The organism is Sphingomonas sp. Xoc002 (assembly GCF_050408055.1).
GTDB lineage: Bacteria > Pseudomonadota > Alphaproteobacteria > Sphingomonadales > Sphingomonadaceae > Sphingomonas > Sphingomonas yabuuchiae.
Genome location: NZ_CP191175.1, coordinates 3,620,680 through 3,635,888, shown reverse-complemented (window position 1 = coordinate 3,635,888; position 15,209 = coordinate 3,620,680). Strand labels below are relative to the sequence as shown.

Below are 15,209 nucleotides of genomic sequence, written 5' to 3'. Positions count from 1 at the left end.
CCCGCGACAGACCCGCCTCGCCACCCCATCCAGCGCCCGGTCGTAGCTCGCCGTCTCGCCCGCGCTCAGAAATCCCTGTTTCACCACGAAGCGGTTCGCGTGGTGCCGATATCCGCCTGAAGGATATCGGCGCGCATCGCGATATGGGCCTGGCGGGGATCGCGGATCGTGCCGCCGACCGGCCCCTTGAGCGCGCGCTGCTGCGTCAGGTTGCAGCTGGGATAGTCCTGCCGCAGCGACTGCGCCGAAAGCGGGGCGGCGGCGAGCGTCGCCAGCAGGATGGGGAAGAATAAGGCCTTGCCGGTCATCGCCGTCTCCGATGCCAAGAAGCGGGATCGGGATACGCGCAAACGGGGCGTCCGGCTCCCGATCGGGGCATGAAATCGGCGTCACGAACGGCGGGTCGTCGCCGGGTTTTGCCGCCCGGCGCCAGGGCGGGCGAAAGGGCCGCCGCCCCTCCCATTTCGCTTTCCCTGAGGGCCTGTAATTCCTATATACTCGCTATGGCAGATACCCCCCAGACGAACGAATATGGCGCCTCCTCGATCAAGGTGCTGAAGGGCCTCGACGCGGTACGCAAGCGGCCGGGCATGTATATCGGCGACACCGACGACGGCTCGGGCCTCCACCACATGGTGTTCGAGGTTTCGGACAACGCGATCGACGAAGCGCTGGCGGGGCATTGCGACCGCATCGACATCCAGCTGAACGCCGACGGCTCGGTCAGCGTGACCGATAACGGCCGCGGCATCCCGACCGGCATCCACCCCGAAGAGGGCGTGTCGGCGGCCGAGGTGATCATGACCCAGCTGCACGCGGGCGGCAAGTTCGAGAACACGTCGGACGACAACGCCTACAAGGTGTCGGGCGGTCTGCACGGCGTCGGCGTGTCGGTGGTGAACGCGCTGTCCGAATTTCTGGACCTGACCATCTGGCGCGACGGCGAGGAGCATTACATGCGCTTCGCCCACGGCGACGCGGTCGCGCCGCTCAAGGTCGTCGGCAAGGCCGAGCCGGGGCAGAAGGGCACCCGCGTCACCTTCCTGCCGTCGCCCGCGACGTTCAAGATCACCGAGTTCGACTTCGCCAAGCTCGAACACCGCTATCGCGAGTTGGCCTTCCTGAATTCGGGCGTGCGCCTGTTCCTGACCGATGCACGGCACGAAGAGCCCAAGACGGTCGAGCTCTATTACGAGGGCGGAATCGCTGCGTTCGTGAAGTGGCTGGACCGCTCCAAGTCGCCGCTCTTCCCCGAACCCATCGCCATCCATGGCCAGCGCGATGCGATCGGCATGGATGTGGCGCTGGAGTGGAATGATTCTTACTATGAAAACGTCCTCGCCTTCACCAACAACATCCCGCAGCGCGACGGCGGCACCCATATCGCGGCGTTCCGCGCGGCGCTGACCCGTACGCTCAACAATTATGCCGACAAATCGGGTCTCCTGAAGAAGGAGAAGGTCACGCTGACCGGTGACGACATGCGCGAAGGCCTGACCGCGATCGTCTCGGTCAAGCTGCCCGACCCGAAGTTCAGCAGCCAGACCAAGGACAAGCTGGTCTCCTCCGAGGTGCGCCAGCCGCTGGAATCGCTGATCGCCGACAAGCTGGCCGACTGGCTGGAGGAAAATCCGCAGAACGCCCGCGCGATCATCGCCAAGGTGATCGACGCGGCGGCCGCGCGTGAGGCCGCCAAGCGCGCCCGCGAGCTGACCCGGCGCAAGGGCGTGATGGACATCGCCTCGCTGCCCGGCAAGCTGGCCGATTGCCAGGAGCGCGATCCCGCCAAGTCCGAACTCTTTCTGGTCGAGGGTGACTCGGCCGGTGGTTCGGCCAAGCAGGGGCGCAACCGCCATTTCCAGGCGATCCTCCCCTTGCGCGGCAAGATCCTGAACACCGAGCGCGCGCGGTTCGACCGCATGATTTCGTCCAAGGAGATCGGCACGCTGATCCAGGCGATGGGCACCGGCATCGGCCGCGACGACTTCAACGCGGACAAGCTGCGCTACCACAAGATCGTCATCATGACCGACGCAGACGTCGACGGCGCGCATATCCGCACGCTGCTGCTGACCTTCTTCTATCGCCAGATGCCCGAGCTGATCGAGCGCGGGCATCTCTACATCGCCCAGCCGCCGCTCTACAAGGCGACCAAGGGGCGGTCGGAAGTCTACCTCAAGGACGATACGGCACTCGACGAATATCTGGTCGAGGCGGGCGTCTCGACCATGGTGCTGGAGGGCGCGGGCGGCGCGCGGTCGGGCAACGACCTGAAGACGCTGGTCGATCATGCGCGGCGGATGCGGACCCTGATGCGGTACGTGCCGCGCCGCTACGATGCCTCGATCATCGAGGTGCTGGCGCTGGCGGGTGCGCTCGACCCCGTGCTGACCCGCGAGCAGCGCATGGCGACGGTCACCGAAACGACGCGGCGTCTGGAGTCGGGCGATCACGAAGCGCGCTGGTCGGCGCGTCTTACGGAAGATGGCGGCGTCCATTTCGAGCGGCTGTGGCGCGGCGTGACCGACCACCATATCGTCGAGGCCAGCTTCATCGCCTCGGCCGAGGCGCGCAAGCTGCACACGCTGGCCGCCGAACAGGCGGAGAGCTTCGCCCATGCCGCCAAGCTGGTGCCGCTGCGCCAAGCTGCGACCGAGCCGTCGGCGGATGTCGTGCCGACCGATGAGGACGGCAACGCCACAACGCTCGCACGCGGCGAAACCCGCGTCGCACGGCCGAGCCAGCTGCTGGAGGCGATCCTGACCTCGGGCCGCAAGGGGCTGGCGATCCAGCGCTACAAGGGTCTGGGCGAGATGAATGCCGAGCAGCTGTGGGAAACCACGCTCGACCCGGCGGTCCGCTCGATGCTGCGCGTGACCTCCGACGATGTCGCGGCGGCGGACGAGGTGTTCAGCCGTTTGATGGGTGAAGTGGTGGAGCCGCGTCGCGAGTTCATCCAGGACAATGCGCTGAACGTGGCCAATCTGGACGTGTAAGCCAAAGTAGTCCGCCCTCCGTTCGGGCTGAGCGAAGTCGAAGCCTAAGGGAATCGCGTGGCCTTCGACTGCGCTCAGGCTGAACGGGGCGGGGGAATAGAACAGTCGAGGAGAGAGCAGGCATGAAGGCGATCGCACTGGGACTGATGCTGGCGGCGGGCACCGTCGCGGTGGCGCAGCAAAAGCCTGCCGCTCCGGCCAAGGTCCCGGCTTATATCACCGCCGCGCTGGCCGACCCCGCACGCGCCGATCAGGCGGGGGACGACGAACGGCGACAGGCCGCCGCCGTCCTCGCCTTTTCCGGCGTGAAGCCCGGCGACACGGTGATCGATTACCTGCCGGGCAAGGGCTATTGGACGCGTATCTTCTCGGGCGTCGTCCGGCCGAAGGGCCATGTCTATGCTTATTGGCCTGCCGCCGGGCAGAAATATGCCGAGAAGTCGCTGGGCACGATCCAGGGCTGGAACCTGCCCAATGCGACCGCGCAGGTGCAGGCGGTCAACCTGCCCGCCGCCGACAAGCCGGTCGACCTGTTCTGGACCGTCCAGAATTATCATGACGTCGCCAACAAGGATGCGGCCGAACCCGCGCTGCGCGCCTTCGATCAGGCGGTGTTCAAGCTGCTGAAGTCCGGCGGCACCTATGTCATCATCGACCACGCCGATACGGTGGGCAAGGGGCTGGCCAACACCAACACGACGCACCGGATCGACCCGGAGGCGGTGAAGCGGCAGGTCCAGTCGGTCGGCTTCCGCTTCGTCGGCGAGAGCAAGGTGCTGCGCAATCCGGCGGACGATCATTCGAAGAATGTCTTCGATCCCGCCATTCGCGGGCGGACGGACCAGTTCGTCTACAAGTTCCGCAAGCCTTGAGATCGAAGACTTAAGCCCCTCCCGCAGGCGGGAGGGGTTTGGGGAGGGCGGGTGCCTCGTAGAGACGGTCGCTTGTGGCGTTCCCTCCCCCATCCCCTCCCGTAAACGGGAGGGGCGTGATGCGCGGAGAGGGCAGGGCTTGGCCTTCGACTTTGCTCAGGCTGAACGGAGCGAGGGAGTAGCTCTTCCACGATAGCTGTTCAGCCTGAGCGAAGTCGAAGGCCACGGACCACCCGCAACCGTGAGACCTAAAGCAGGATGACATTACGCTGAGTCAATGTGAGCCCCCCTCAGGGGAGGGGTTGGGGTGGGGACTTTCCACGAACGCCGCGCTTGCCGAAGCGCCCCACCCCCGGCCCCTCCCCTGAAGGGGAGGGGTGGGGCCATTTCAGGTCTTCAGAGTCTAGACCGGCACCCGCAACACCGCCCGGACCCCGCGATGCGCCGGGTCATATTCCACTGCCGTCTGCAGGCTCTGCGCCATCACCCGGATCAGCTTCGCGCCCAGCCCCGTGCCTTGCGGCTTCTGGTCCGCTGCCATGCCGCAGCCGTCATCCTCGACGGTCAGCACGCAATGGCCATCGGCTTCGTTCACGAAAATCCGCACCTCGCCTCCGCCATCGGGATAGGCATATTTGCAGGCATTGGTGACGAGTTCGGTGATGATCACCCCGATCGACACCGCGCGGTCGGTCTTCACCCGGATCGGCTCGGCCGAGAGGGTCAGGGTGCGGGGCAGGGCATCGCTCGACCAGCTTTCCCCCAGTTCCTCGATCAGCGAACCCAGATAGTCGCGCAGGTCGACCTGTTCCACGTCATTGGCGGTATAGAGCCGCCGGTGCACCTGCGCGATCGCGCGGATGCGGCGTTGGGTGTCCTCCAGCATGTCGCGGGCGCGAGGGTCGGTCAGCACGCCCTTCTGCAACCCGATCATCGCCGAGACGAGTTGCAGCGAGTTGGCGACGCGGTGGTTCACCTCGCTTAGCATCGCCTCCAGCCGGGCATTGGTGGCGCGCAACTCGGCTTCGGCCGCCGCCTTGGCGCGCTCCAGTCGGGCGCGGTCGAGCACCTGGGCAAAGCTGGCGGAGAGCAGATCGAAGAAATCCTCGCCGACCGTCTTCACCACATAATCCGCCGCGCCTGCCTTCAGCGCGGCGACGGCAATGCGCCCCTCGTCCGATCCGGTGACATAGACCACGGGGGGTGGGTCGGGCAGCGCAGTGATCGCGGCGAGCGTCTCCAGGCCGTCCATGCCGGGCATATAATGATCGACCGCGACCAGATCGAAGCCGCCCTCCGCCGTCCCCGCACCAGCCATCGCGACGCCCTCCGCCCCCGAGGCGGCGGACGCCACGTCATAGCCATGCCGCCCCAGCGCGCGCGACACCAGCCGCCGCAGCGCGTCGTCATCATCGATATAGAGGATGCGGGGGGCCGCGCCGGTCGTCATGACGGGGCGTTCAGCCCTCGACCTCGGGCACCTGGATCACCGACAGGAACAGGCCCAGCTGGCGGATCGCCTGGGCGAAATTCTCATAGTTCACCGGCTTGGTGATATAGACGTTGCAGCCCAGATCGTAGCAGCGCTGAATCTCGACCTTGTCGTCGGTGGTGGTCAGCACGACGACCGGCGCGCGGCGCAGCGGGCTGTTCTCCTCCTTGATCCTGGCGAGGATGTCGGTGCCGCTCATGTCGGGCAGGTTCAGGTCGAGCAGGACCATCGCCGGGCCGCTCTTGGCCGGACCGTCGGGCGCGTGGAACAGATATTCCAGTGCGGTGGTGCCGTCGGTGAAGTGACGGATGTCGTTCAGGATACCGGCGCGCCGAATATTCTTCTCGATCAGGCGGGCATGGCCCTCATCGTCCTCGATCATGACGATGCCCACGGAGCGATGGTCGTTCATTCAGGCACTTTCCTGGGGGGGAGGGGCAATGGAAAGGGTGGGGGGTAGCGAGAGGAAGAAGGTCGCGCCTTCACCCAGTTGGGATTCGACGGAAATCGTACCGCCCAGACGATAGGCGAGCGCGCGGACATGGGCCAGGCCGATACCCTCGCCCGGCTGGTCCTGCTGGCCCGAGCGGCGGAACAGATCGAAGATGCGCTGATGGTCGCGCGGGTCGATGCCCCGGCCATTGTCGCGCACCGCCACGATGACCCGGCCCGGCGTCTCCTGCGCGGAGACATGCACTTCGGCGGGGCGCGACGGGTGGCGGTATTTGGTCGCATTCTCGATCAGGTTGGACAGGATCTGTTCCAGCGCGATGCGGTCGCTGACGACGACCGGCATCGGTCGCTCGATCGTCACGGTGACGCCGCGATCGTCGATGACGTGGCGGATCGCATCGGTGATCTGTTCGACCAGATGGTCCAGCGCGATCATCTCGGGCGCGAGCACCCGGCGGCCTTCGCGGCTGAGTTTCAGGATGGCGTTGATCAGCCGGTCCATCTTGGCGGTCGAGGTGCGAATAAAGCCGATTGCCTCGGGCAGGTCCTCGCGTGCCGCCAGTCGCGCTTCCTCGGTCACGATCTGCGGCGCCTCCGCCTCGGCGCGGTCGATCAGCTCGGCGAGTGGCTGGGTCGCGGCCGAGAGCTCAGCGGTGAAGCCCATGACGTTGACCAGCGGCGAGCGCAGATCGTGGCTGACGATATAGGCGAAGCGCTGGATCTCCTCGTTCGCCAGGGCGAGGTCGGCGGTCCGCTCCTTGACCTGATCCTCCAGCGTGGCGTTGAGCACGGCGAGCGCGCTGCGCGAACGATGCAGGTCGCGGGTGTAGCGGCGGATCGTCAGGAAGGTGACGACCGCGACCGCGACGAACAGCAAGGCGGCGATCGCCATGACGGTGGAGAAGGTCTGGCGGCTGGCGACCTGCTCGGCATCGCGAAGGGCCAACAGGCGGCGTTCCTCGCGCGCCATCGCATCGAATACGTGGCGCAGCTTCTGCATCCGCAGCAAACCGCTGTCGGCACGGAACTGGCGCAGCGCATCGGCGCCGCGCCCCTGCTGGACCAGGGCGTTGGTCTGGCGCTGCGCGGCGTCGAGATCGGCGAGGCGCTGCTCCACCATCGCCATCGGCGCACGCTGGCGCGGATTGTCCGCGGTCAGTCGGCGGAGTTCGTCGACCTGCGGGGTCAGCTCGGTATGGGCGCGCTCGAAACTGTTCAGAAAGGCCTGGGAGCCCGCCAGCATGTAACCGCGCCGGGCGGTCTCCTGCTGCTCGGCCAGACGGCGCACCTCGATCAGGACGCTTTCGACGCGGTAGGTGTGGATGACCCAGTCGCTGTGCCGGTTCGTCTGGCGCACGACATAACCCGCCGCGCCCGCCGCGACGAGCAGCGCCAGAAAGCCGATCGCCATGGCGGCGACCAGGATGCGGCCGATGGGATTTTCGGCCGGTGCGAGCGTGGGAGACCCCTGCATGGCGCCATGCCTTATCGAAGGAAAAGCAGCGACGCCAGAGCCGTTACGTCAACATTACGGTATCAATTAAACGTGGCATTACAGCAGCAGTTCCTGCGGGCTGGGCCGCCCGACATGACCGCCGCCACGCCGCCGCGCCATCTCGGTCTCGGCGGTGAATCGGACGTCGGGATCGCGGTCGCTGAGGAAGCCGATCAGCGAGTCCTCGTCGATCTCGCGCCAGTCCTTGCCGCGATCGGGGCCGTAGCGGACACGCGGCAACAGCCCCGGACTGCGCGACCATTCCAGCAGCTGCGCCAGGCTCGCCTCGTTCAGCTGGTCGCGCAGGTGATGTGCCGTGACATAGGCGTCCGGGAAGGCGCGGTGGATGGGCAGGCCGCGCTCATGGACCAGTCCGTGCGGCTTGCGCCAGTAGCGCAATACCTGGTTGGAGAAGCTGGGGCTGTCGGGCCACAGGCGCAGCGCGCATTTCCAGGTGCAGATCCAGTCGGCCGATTGGGTCATGGCCGGGGTGCAATATTGCTGCTCGAAATCCGCGCGATGCGCCGCCAGCGCCAGGCGGCGCGGCCAGGGATCGAGCACGCGACGCGCGACGTCATGCCACCAGGGGGCGTCGGCGACCTGTTCGTCCAGGATATGATGGATGGCCTGGGTGATCGGCGGAATGGGGCGGCCGGGATTGACGAGAATGCTGCCGCCCTCGCCCTCCAGCTCCCAGCGGCCGTCCTTGCCCAGTGCGACATCCTGCCAGCCGATCTCGCACACGCCGTGCGTGGGCGGGGCCTGTCCGGTGGTCTCCAGGTCGATGACGCGGATGATCTGGGGCTGGGGACGCTGCATCGCCCCTATGTGGGCGTTCGAGCCCCGAAAAGCGAGGGCTTATCCGATCAGCGCGCGGTCGCGTAAGCCCCGCCAGACATGCAGCGCCTGTACGGTTTCCGCCACGTCATGCACGCGGATCAGCTGGACTCCTGCTTCCGCGCCCTTGATCGCCAGCGCCAGCGATCCGCCGAGCCGCGCATCGACCGGGGCCTCGTTCGACAGCGCGCCGATCATCCGCTTGCGGCTGGCCCCCAGCATGATCGGGCAGCCCAGGCCGTGGAAGATGGCCAAGCCGTTGATGAGCGCCAGATTGTCGGCCAGCGACTTGCCGAAGCCGATGCCGGGATCGACCATGATCCGCGACCGGGGAACCCCCGCCGCCTCGACCGCCGCGATGCGTGCCTCCAGCCAGCCGAACACATCGGTGAGGACATCGGCATAACCGACCCGGCCATGGCCGCCCTTGTCGGGGTCGGGGGAGTGCATCAGGATGACGGGGCAGCCCGCCTTGGCCACCACCTCCAGCGCGCGGTCGTCCCAGAGAAGCGCGGCGACATCGTTGACGATCCCTGCGCCCGCCACCAGCGCGGCCTCCATCACGGCGGCCTTGCGCGTGTCGATCGACACCAGCGCGCCGCCCTTGGCCAGCCGCTCGATGACGGGGGCGGTGCGCGCGATCTCGTCGCCTTCCCAGACGGTCGCGGCACCGGGGCGGGTGGACTCGCCGCCCAGATCGATGACCGCCGCGCCCATTGCCGCCATCGCCATGCCGCTGTCGACGGCAGCGGCCGGGTCGCCGATATGCTTGCCGCCGTCGGAGAAGCTGTCGGGGGTTACGTTCAGGATCGCGGCGACCTGCGGCTGGTCGAAGCGCAGGGTGCGCGGACCCATGACCCAGGGCGCACGGGGCGACGTGAAGGCGACGTGCAGCGCCCGGGCGCGGGGGGAGCCGCCCAGTTCCTCCGCGAACCGCGCGACGGGGACGATGCGGCGGCTTGTGCCTTCGCGAACCTCATAGGCCGCGAACCACTGCATCCCGCCCGCCAGCCGCGCGACGCTGCCGTCTTCCAATCCCACGGGGGTGTCGACGAATTGGACGGGGCGCAGGTGCATGGTGTCTTCCTCTTATTCCTCCCCTTGCAGGGGAGGTGGCGCGCGCAGCGCGTCGGAGGGGTGTCCCCCTCTCGATAGCGTAACACCGCTCCGTCAGGGCTTCGCCCTGCCACCTCCCCTTCCAGGGGAGGAATATGGGGTTACGGCTGCGTCGCCAGCAGCCAGGTCTGGCGCATCGCGTCGATCGGCTTCAGCGCGCCTTCCAGCTCATAATGCCAGAAGGTCCAGCCATTGCAGGTCGGCCGGTTCTGCAACACCGAGCCCAGCCGGTGGATCGACCCCGCCTGCCCGCATTCGGACAGCAGCGACCCGTCCGCGCGCACCGTCGCGCGCCATTTGCGCTTGGCATCCATCAACGGCATGCCGGGCAGCAGATAGCCATTCTCGACCAACGTTCCGAACGCGACCTTGGGCTGCGCCTTGGGGCTCTGCATCGTCGCCAGCGCGCTTTCGTCGAGCGGCAGGGCGGCCTCGATCCGCTCGATCGCGGCGGCGCAATAGGTCGGCTCGCGCTCGATCCCGATCCAGCGGCGACCCAGCCGCTTGGCGACCGCGCCGGTCGTGCCGGTGCCGAAGAACGGATCGGCGATCACGTCGCCGGGCCGGGTGCAGGCGAGCAGGATGCGATAGAGCAGCGCCTCGGGCTTCTGGGTCGGATGGACCTTGTGCCCGTCCTTCTTCAGCCGCTCCTGACCGCCGCAGATCGGGAACTCCCAGTCCGAGCGCATCTGGATCTCGTCGTTCAGGGTCTTCATCGAGCGATAGTTGAAGGTGTATTTCGCCTTCTCACCCTTCGATGCCCAGATCAGCGTTTCATGCGCGTTGGTGAAGCGGGTACCCTTGAAATTGGGCATGGGGTTCGACTTGCGCCAGATGATGTCGTTGAGGATCCAGAAGCCCAGATCCTGCACCGCGGTCCCGACGCGGAAGATGTTGTGATAGCTGCCGATGACCCAGAGCGAGCCATTGTCCTTCAGGACGCGGTAGCATTCCGCAAGCCAGGTGCGGGTGAAGGCGTCATAGGCGGCGAAGGTGTCGAACTTGTCCCAGGCGTTGGTGACGGCATCGACATGGCTGCCATCGGGGCGGAACAGCTCGCCGCCGAGCTGGAGGTTATAGGGCGGGTCGGCGAACACCATGTCGACCGACTTGTCGGGCAGCGAGCGGAGCGCCGCGATACAATCGCCCATCAGGATCTGGTCGAGCGGTAGGTCGCTTTCGCGGTGCGCCGATACCGGCCGCGTCCCGATCGGCTTTCCCACCGTCTGGATCACCCCCATGCTACCCGTTCCTTCTACCCTCGAACCCTCGCATCCACCCGGAACGAGTCGCACGTCAAGAGGCGATTCGTGTCAGCGACTCGCGCGATTCCGCCAGATTCGATGACGTGTTGCGATTTCGTGGCAGATGTTGGGGCTGTGGATAACTTCGCCCCCAAGGGAGTGGGGTGTGGCCGCTGCGACTCGCGGTTAACCTAAAATCCTCCCCAAGCTGAGCTTGGGGAGGGGGACCATCGCATCAGCGATGGTGGAGGGGCTGACGGATCGGCCATGCCCCTCCACCACGCCCTGCGGGCGCGGTCCCCCTCCCCATCTGACGATGGGGAGGAATTGGGGCGTCACAAATCCAGATAACATTGCGCCACGGGCGCGAAGCTGCGGCGGTGGAGCGGCGTCGGGCCATGTTCGCGCAGCGCTGCCAGATGGACGGCCGAGCCATAGCCCTTGTTGCTGTGCCAGCCATAAGCGGGCCATTCCGCCGCCGCCGCGATCATCATCTCGTCGCGGACATGCTTGGCGACGATCGAGGCCGCGCCGATCGCCAGCGACTTGGCATCGCCCCCGACGATCGCGGTGGCGCTATAACCCCATTTGGGCAGCTTGTTGCCGTCGACCACCACATGGGCGGGATGGCATCCCAGCGCCTCGACCACCGCATCGACCGCGAGCGTCATCGCCTTCATCGTCGCCCAATAGATGTTGAGCCGATCGATCTCCTCGGGATGGACCACGCCGACACCGACGATCGCGCAAGACCGGATCTCGGCGCAGAGGCGCGCGCGCGTCTTTTCGGTCAGCTTCTTGGAATCATTGATGCCGGGGGGGCAGTCCCGCTCGGGCAGGATGACGGCGGCGGCGACCACCGGCCCCGCCAGCGGTCCACGACCCGCCTCGTCCACGCCGCACAGGGGGGCGGGAAAACTGTGATCGACCATGAGCGCGCTGTATCGCGGGGTGGCGGGGAAGGGAAGATGATCCTCCCCGGCACGGGGAGGGGGACCAGCCGCAGGCTGGTGGAGGGGGTGTGCCGCAAAGGTCATCCTGTGTGGGAGCCCCCCTCCGTCAGGCCTGGCGGCCTGCCACCTCCCCGTGCCGGGGAGGATAAGGCTCACCCCCAGCGCGCGGCGAAGGCGGCGGCGTCCCAGCCTTCGCGGCTGATCGCGGCGAGCAGATGGTAGAAGGGCACCATGCCCAGGCCATGCCCCATCGGCCCATGCCCCCGGCCCAGCCCCGGCGCGGCGGCGAGCGCCGCCTGAACGAAGGCGATGGCGCGGTCGACCGCATCGGCCAGCGGCAATCCCTGGCCCAGCCCGGTCGCGATAGCGCTGGCCAGCGTACAGCCGGTGCCATGGGTCGAGCTCGTTTCGCGACGGGGATGCTGCCAGCGTTGCTCGGCCCCGGACTCGACCAGTCGGTCCTCGATCACCGGGCCTTCGCCATGGCCGCCCTTGACCAGCAGCGCGCGCGTCTGGTGCCGCACCACCGCCTCGCCGCCCAGTGCCGCCAGTTCGGGAAGGTTGGGCGTGGTCAGCGCGGCCAGCCCTAGGAAGCGGCGAAAGGCGGCGATCACGTCCGCATCGGCCAGCACCGACCCGCTGGTCGCGATCATCACCGGATCGAACACGACGGGCAGGTCCAGCGCCTCGAGCCGGTCGGCCAGCGCATGGGCGGTCTCGGCCGATCCGATCATGCCGATCTTGACGGCATCCGCGCCGATATCGGCCAGCACGCTGTCGATCTGCGCCATCACCATGTCGGTCGGGACGGGGTGGACCGCCTGCACGCCGAGCGTATTCTGCGCGGTGATCGCGGTGATCGCGGTCATCGGATAGCCGCCCAGTATCGCGACCGTCTTGATATCCGCCTGTATCCCCGCGCCTCCGCCTGAATCGGAACCGGCGACGATCAGGATGCGGGGCGGGGGTGTGACGCTCATATTTTTTGTCATGCCCGGCGGGCCGGTGCCGGGCAAGCGCGACCATAGGGATAAGGGCGGTGTCCATCGGCGACATGGGGCGGGAATGGTCGCGGAAAGAAGCACTTGGCCGCCCGAGGATGGAAGGCGGCTATATGGCCTGTTCGTGACGTTTGGTTTCCGGACCCCTGCGGCCCCTTCTCCTGCTGCACCGCGTCATTATTTCGGTCGCGCATCCATCGGCGCGCTTTCGCGTTGCTGCGCATCGTGGATGATGAGGGAGACCAGAGTTGATCGTCGATGCCGTACCCCGCACTCGAATCATCATCGCCGAGGTTTGGCGTCCGCTGCTGGCGCTGTTCATCTGGGACGTGATCGTCACGGTCGCTTATTATGTCCTGCCCTTCAAGGCACCCTCTCTGCCGCTGACGCTGTTCGGTACCGCGCTGGCGCTGTTCCTGGGGTTCCGCACCAATTCGGCCTATCAGCGCTGGTGGGAGGGGCGGCAGCTCTGGGGCCTGATGATCAACGCCTCGCGCAACATCGCCCGTAGCGCGCGCAACTTCCTGCCCGAACCCGAAGGGCATGACCTGAAGCGGTCGATCGTGCTGCGCCAGATCGCCTATGTGAACGCGCTGCGCTGCCAGTTGCGCAAGCAGCCGGTCGACGGCGAGGTCCTGCGTTTCCTGTCGCGTGGCGAGGCCGAGCCCGCGCTGGAGCGGACCAACACCGCCAACGGCCTGCTCGACGGCACCGGCCGCCGCATCGCCGATGCGCAGCGCCGGGGCTGGATCGACACCATCCAGCAGACGCAGATGGAATCGGTGCTGGTCGACATCGCCAATTCGCAAGGCGGCATGGAGCGGCTGAAGAACACGCCGCTGCCCAACCAGTATCGCTTCATCCCGGCCTTCTTCACGCGGCTGTTCTGCGTGCTGCTGCCCATCGGCCTGGTCGAGACGCTGGGGTTCGCGACGCCGGTCGGCTCGTCGATCGCGGGGCTGATGTTCCTGGCCGCGCTGCAGATCGGCGACGATCTGGTCGATCCGTTCAGCGACACGGTCCACGACCTGCCGCTCAGCGCCATGTGCCGGACGATCGAGATCGACCTGCTCCAGGCGATCGGCGACCCCGCGCCCGAGCCGATGAAGCCGGTTGATGGAGTGTTGTGGTAAGACGTTTTTTGGATTCCTCCCCTGTAAGGGGAGGTGGCAGGGCGAAGTGCTGACGGAGGGGTGTCCCGCTATCGAGATGGCGACACCCCTCCACCAGCTTCGCTGGTCCCCTCCCCTTGCAGGGGAGGAATTTCTAAGCCGCGTTGTCGATGCCCAGTTCGCCGAGCTTGCGATAGAGCGTCGAGCGGCCGATCCCCAGTCGCCGGGCGACCTCGGTCATGCGGCCGCGATAATGGCCGATCGCCAGGCGGATGACGTCGGCCTCGATATCCTCCAGCGGGCGGAGATGCCCGTCTGGGCGGAACAGGCTGACCCCGCCATTGGGGCTTCCCGCCGTCGCGCCCGTCGTGGCCGAGGGTCGATCCCCCAGCGAGGCGATCTGCGGGAAATCGGCGGTGGTCAGCGCATCGCCCTCGCACAGCACGGCGGCGCGGAAGAGCGCGTTCTGCAACTGGCGGACATTGCCCGGCCAGTCGTAACGGCGGAGCAGGTCGAGCGCGTCCTCGGTAATGTCGAGCTGGCGCAGGCCCGGCTGCTGCGCGATGCGGTCGAGCAGATGGCGGGTCAGCGCGGCGATGTCGTCGGCGCGTTCGCGCAGCGGCGGCACGGCGACATGGGTGACGTTCAGCTTGTAATACAGGTCTTCGCGGAAACGCCCGGCCTCGACCGCCTCGACCAGCCGCACGTCGCTGGCGGCGATGATCCGCACATCGACCTCGCGCGCATGGCGGGCGCCCAGCGGCAGGATCGCGCCGGTCTGGAGCATGTCGAGCAGTCGTGCCTGGGTTTCGGGCGGCATTCCCGACACTTCGTCGAGGAACAGCGTCGATCCATGCGCCTCGACCATCTGGCCGATACGCCGTTCGAACGCGCCCGCAAAGGCGCCTTCCTCATGGCCGAAAATCACGCTGTCGAGCAGATTGGCCGCGATCGTCGAACAGTTGACGCCGATCATCGCCCGCTCGGCACGGGGCGAGGCGGCGTGGATCGCCATGGCGAGCGATTCCTTGCCGACGCCGCCCTCGCCCTCGATCAGGACGGGGGCACGGGTGCGCGCGGCCTTGGCGGCGACGGCCAGCGCGGCGCGGAAGTCGGGGGCGTCGCCGACGATCTCGTCAAAGGCGAGAAGGGCGGGAATCTTCTCGGTCAGCGGGCGAAGCTCGCCGCTGGTCTGGCCCGCGACACAGGCCTCCAGCGCGGCCAGCAGCCGTTCGGGGGCGAGCGGCTTGACCAGGAAGTCGGTCGCACCGGCGCGGATCGCCGCCACCGCCTGCGCCACCGAATCATTGGCGGTCAGCATCAGGATGGGGAGTTCGGGGCGAAGGGCGTGGCAGTCGGCGATCAGCGCGGTGGCATCGGTGCCCGGCGCCCAATGGTCGATCAGCACGGCGTCCAGCTCGCGCCCCTGCGCCGAACCCAGGACCGAAGCCGCCATGTCCGCATCCGTCGCGAACAGCGTGCGCCATCCGCCGCGCTGCGCCAGCGCCGCGATCAGGCGTTGCTGTGCCGGCTCGTCATCGATCAGCAGCAGCAAACGTTGGCCGTTGCGCGTCATAGCTTGTCCTGTAACCCCTATTCGCCACTGTATAGCGCAACTTTGTTAAAATCCGCGTTAAT

Annotated in this window: 13 protein-coding genes; 3 read left to right on the top strand and 10 right to left on the bottom strand. The window is 67.1% G+C overall.

Going from position 1 to position 15,209, the window contains the following annotated elements; genetic code table 11:
- Positions 1-80 precede the first annotated feature (80 nt).
- The gene (locus ACQR50_RS16610; protein ID WP_428969158.1) at positions 81-308 is read right to left on the bottom strand and encodes a hypothetical protein; all 228 of its coding nucleotides are present in this window, start codon (positions 306-308) and stop codon (positions 81-83) included.
- A 195-nt stretch (positions 309-503) separates the two neighbouring features.
- On the opposite strand from ACQR50_RS16610, the gene gyrB reads away from it, so the two are divergent.
- Together gyrB and ACQR50_RS16600 are read left to right on the top strand one after the other, a co-directional pair.
- Positions 504-2,996 (top strand): DNA topoisomerase (ATP-hydrolyzing) subunit B, encoded by a 2,493-nt coding sequence (gene gyrB / locus ACQR50_RS16605; protein ID WP_428969157.1) that lies wholly within the window; start codon positions 504-506, stop codon positions 2,994-2,996.
- A 122-nt stretch (positions 2,997-3,118) separates the two neighbouring features.
- On the top strand, positions 3,119-3,868 hold the full coding sequence (locus ACQR50_RS16600; protein WP_428969156.1) for a class I SAM-dependent methyltransferase: 750 nt from the start codon (positions 3,119-3,121) through the stop codon (positions 3,866-3,868).
- A 403-nt stretch (positions 3,869-4,271) separates the two neighbouring features.
- On the opposite strand, the gene ACQR50_RS16595 is transcribed toward ACQR50_RS16600, so the two are convergent.
- The 8 genes from ACQR50_RS16595 to thiD all read right to left on the bottom strand — a co-directional run bounded on the left by ACQR50_RS16595 (position 4,272) and on the right by thiD (position 12,438).
- Positions 4,272-5,318 carry a sensor histidine kinase gene (locus tag ACQR50_RS16595; RefSeq protein ID WP_076714031.1) on the bottom strand — a complete coding sequence of 349 codons (1,047 nt, stop codon included), beginning with the start codon at positions 5,316-5,318 and terminating at the stop codon, positions 4,272-4,274.
- 10 nt (positions 5,319-5,328) lie between these two features.
- Positions 5,329-5,772 carry a response regulator gene (locus ACQR50_RS16590; RefSeq protein ID WP_042485336.1) on the bottom strand — a complete coding sequence of 148 codons (444 nt, stop codon included), beginning with the start codon at positions 5,770-5,772 and terminating at the stop codon, positions 5,329-5,331.
- Positions 5,773-7,287, bottom strand: coding sequence for a sensor histidine kinase (locus ACQR50_RS16585; RefSeq protein ID WP_428969155.1), 1,515 nt, complete (start codon positions 7,285-7,287; stop codon positions 5,773-5,775). It abuts the gene before it with no gap.
- 78 nt (positions 7,288-7,365) lie between these two features.
- Complete coding sequence (locus ACQR50_RS16580; protein WP_056435726.1) at positions 7,366-8,127, bottom strand: exonuclease domain-containing protein; 762 nt, start codon at positions 8,125-8,127, stop codon at positions 7,366-7,368.
- Positions 8,128-8,166: 39 nt separating this feature from the next.
- Entirely contained in the window at positions 8,167-9,222 is a 1,056-nt protein-coding gene (gene folP / locus ACQR50_RS16575; protein ID WP_428969154.1) for a dihydropteroate synthase, read from the bottom strand.
- A gap of 140 nt (positions 9,223-9,362) precedes the next feature.
- The gene (locus ACQR50_RS16570; RefSeq protein WP_428969153.1) at positions 9,363-10,502 is read right to left on the bottom strand and encodes a site-specific DNA-methyltransferase; all 1,140 of its coding nucleotides are present in this window, start codon (positions 10,500-10,502) and stop codon (positions 9,363-9,365) included.
- A gap of 338 nt (positions 10,503-10,840) precedes the next feature.
- On the bottom strand, positions 10,841-11,437 hold the full coding sequence (locus tag ACQR50_RS16565; RefSeq protein ID WP_428969152.1) for a ribonuclease HII: 597 nt from the start codon (positions 11,435-11,437) through the stop codon (positions 10,841-10,843).
- A gap of 173 nt (positions 11,438-11,610) precedes the next feature.
- The gene (gene thiD, locus ACQR50_RS16560; protein ID WP_428969151.1) at positions 11,611-12,438 is read right to left on the bottom strand and encodes a bifunctional hydroxymethylpyrimidine kinase/phosphomethylpyrimidine kinase; all 828 of its coding nucleotides are present in this window, start codon (positions 12,436-12,438) and stop codon (positions 11,611-11,613) included.
- Between the two features lie 269 nt (positions 12,439-12,707).
- Between thiD and ACQR50_RS16555 the strand changes: the two genes are divergently transcribed.
- Positions 12,708-13,592 (top strand): bestrophin family protein, encoded by an 885-nt coding sequence (locus tag ACQR50_RS16555; RefSeq protein WP_428969150.1) that lies wholly within the window; start codon positions 12,708-12,710, stop codon positions 13,590-13,592.
- A 133-nt stretch (positions 13,593-13,725) separates the two neighbouring features.
- Here the strand turns inward: ACQR50_RS16555 and ACQR50_RS16550 are convergent, their stop codons facing one another.
- Positions 13,726-15,147 carry a sigma-54-dependent transcriptional regulator gene (locus tag ACQR50_RS16550; RefSeq protein WP_056435710.1) on the bottom strand — a complete coding sequence of 474 codons (1,422 nt, stop codon included), beginning with the start codon at positions 15,145-15,147 and terminating at the stop codon, positions 13,726-13,728.
- Positions 15,148-15,209: the final 62 nt, after the last annotated feature.

Coding starts and splice junctions, on each gene's coding strand:
- ACQR50_RS16610 (WP_428969158.1), bottom strand. CDS start 308: ATGACCGGCAAGGCCTTATTCTTCCCCATCCTGCTGGCGACGCTCGCC.
- gyrB (WP_428969157.1), top strand. CDS start 504: ATGGCAGATACCCCCCAGACGAACGAATATGGCGCCTCCTCGATCAAG.
- ACQR50_RS16600 (WP_428969156.1), top strand. CDS start 3,119: ATGAAGGCGATCGCACTGGGACTGATGCTGGCGGCGGGCACCGTCGCG.
- ACQR50_RS16595 (WP_076714031.1), bottom strand. CDS start 5,318: ATGACGACCGGCGCGGCCCCCCGCATCCTCTATATCGATGATGACGAC.
- ACQR50_RS16590 (WP_042485336.1), bottom strand. CDS start 5,772: ATGAACGACCATCGCTCCGTGGGCATCGTCATGATCGAGGACGATGAG.
- ACQR50_RS16585 (WP_428969155.1), bottom strand. CDS start 7,287: ATGCAGGGGTCTCCCACGCTCGCACCGGCCGAAAATCCCATCGGCCGC.
- ACQR50_RS16580 (WP_056435726.1), bottom strand. CDS start 8,127: ATGCAGCGTCCCCAGCCCCAGATCATCCGCGTCATCGACCTGGAGACC.
- folP (WP_428969154.1), bottom strand. CDS start 9,222: ATGCACCTGCGCCCCGTCCAATTCGTCGACACCCCCGTGGGATTGGAA.
- ACQR50_RS16570 (WP_428969153.1), bottom strand. CDS start 10,502: ATGGGGGTGATCCAGACGGTGGGAAAGCCGATCGGGACGCGGCCGGTA.
- ACQR50_RS16565 (WP_428969152.1), bottom strand. CDS start 11,437: ATGGTCGATCACAGTTTTCCCGCCCCCCTGTGCGGCGTGGACGAGGCG.
- thiD (WP_428969151.1), bottom strand. CDS start 12,438: ATGAGCGTCACACCCCCGCCCCGCATCCTGATCGTCGCCGGTTCCGAT.
- ACQR50_RS16550 (WP_056435710.1), bottom strand. CDS start 15,147: ATGACGCGCAACGGCCAACGTTTGCTGCTGCTGATCGATGACGAGCCG.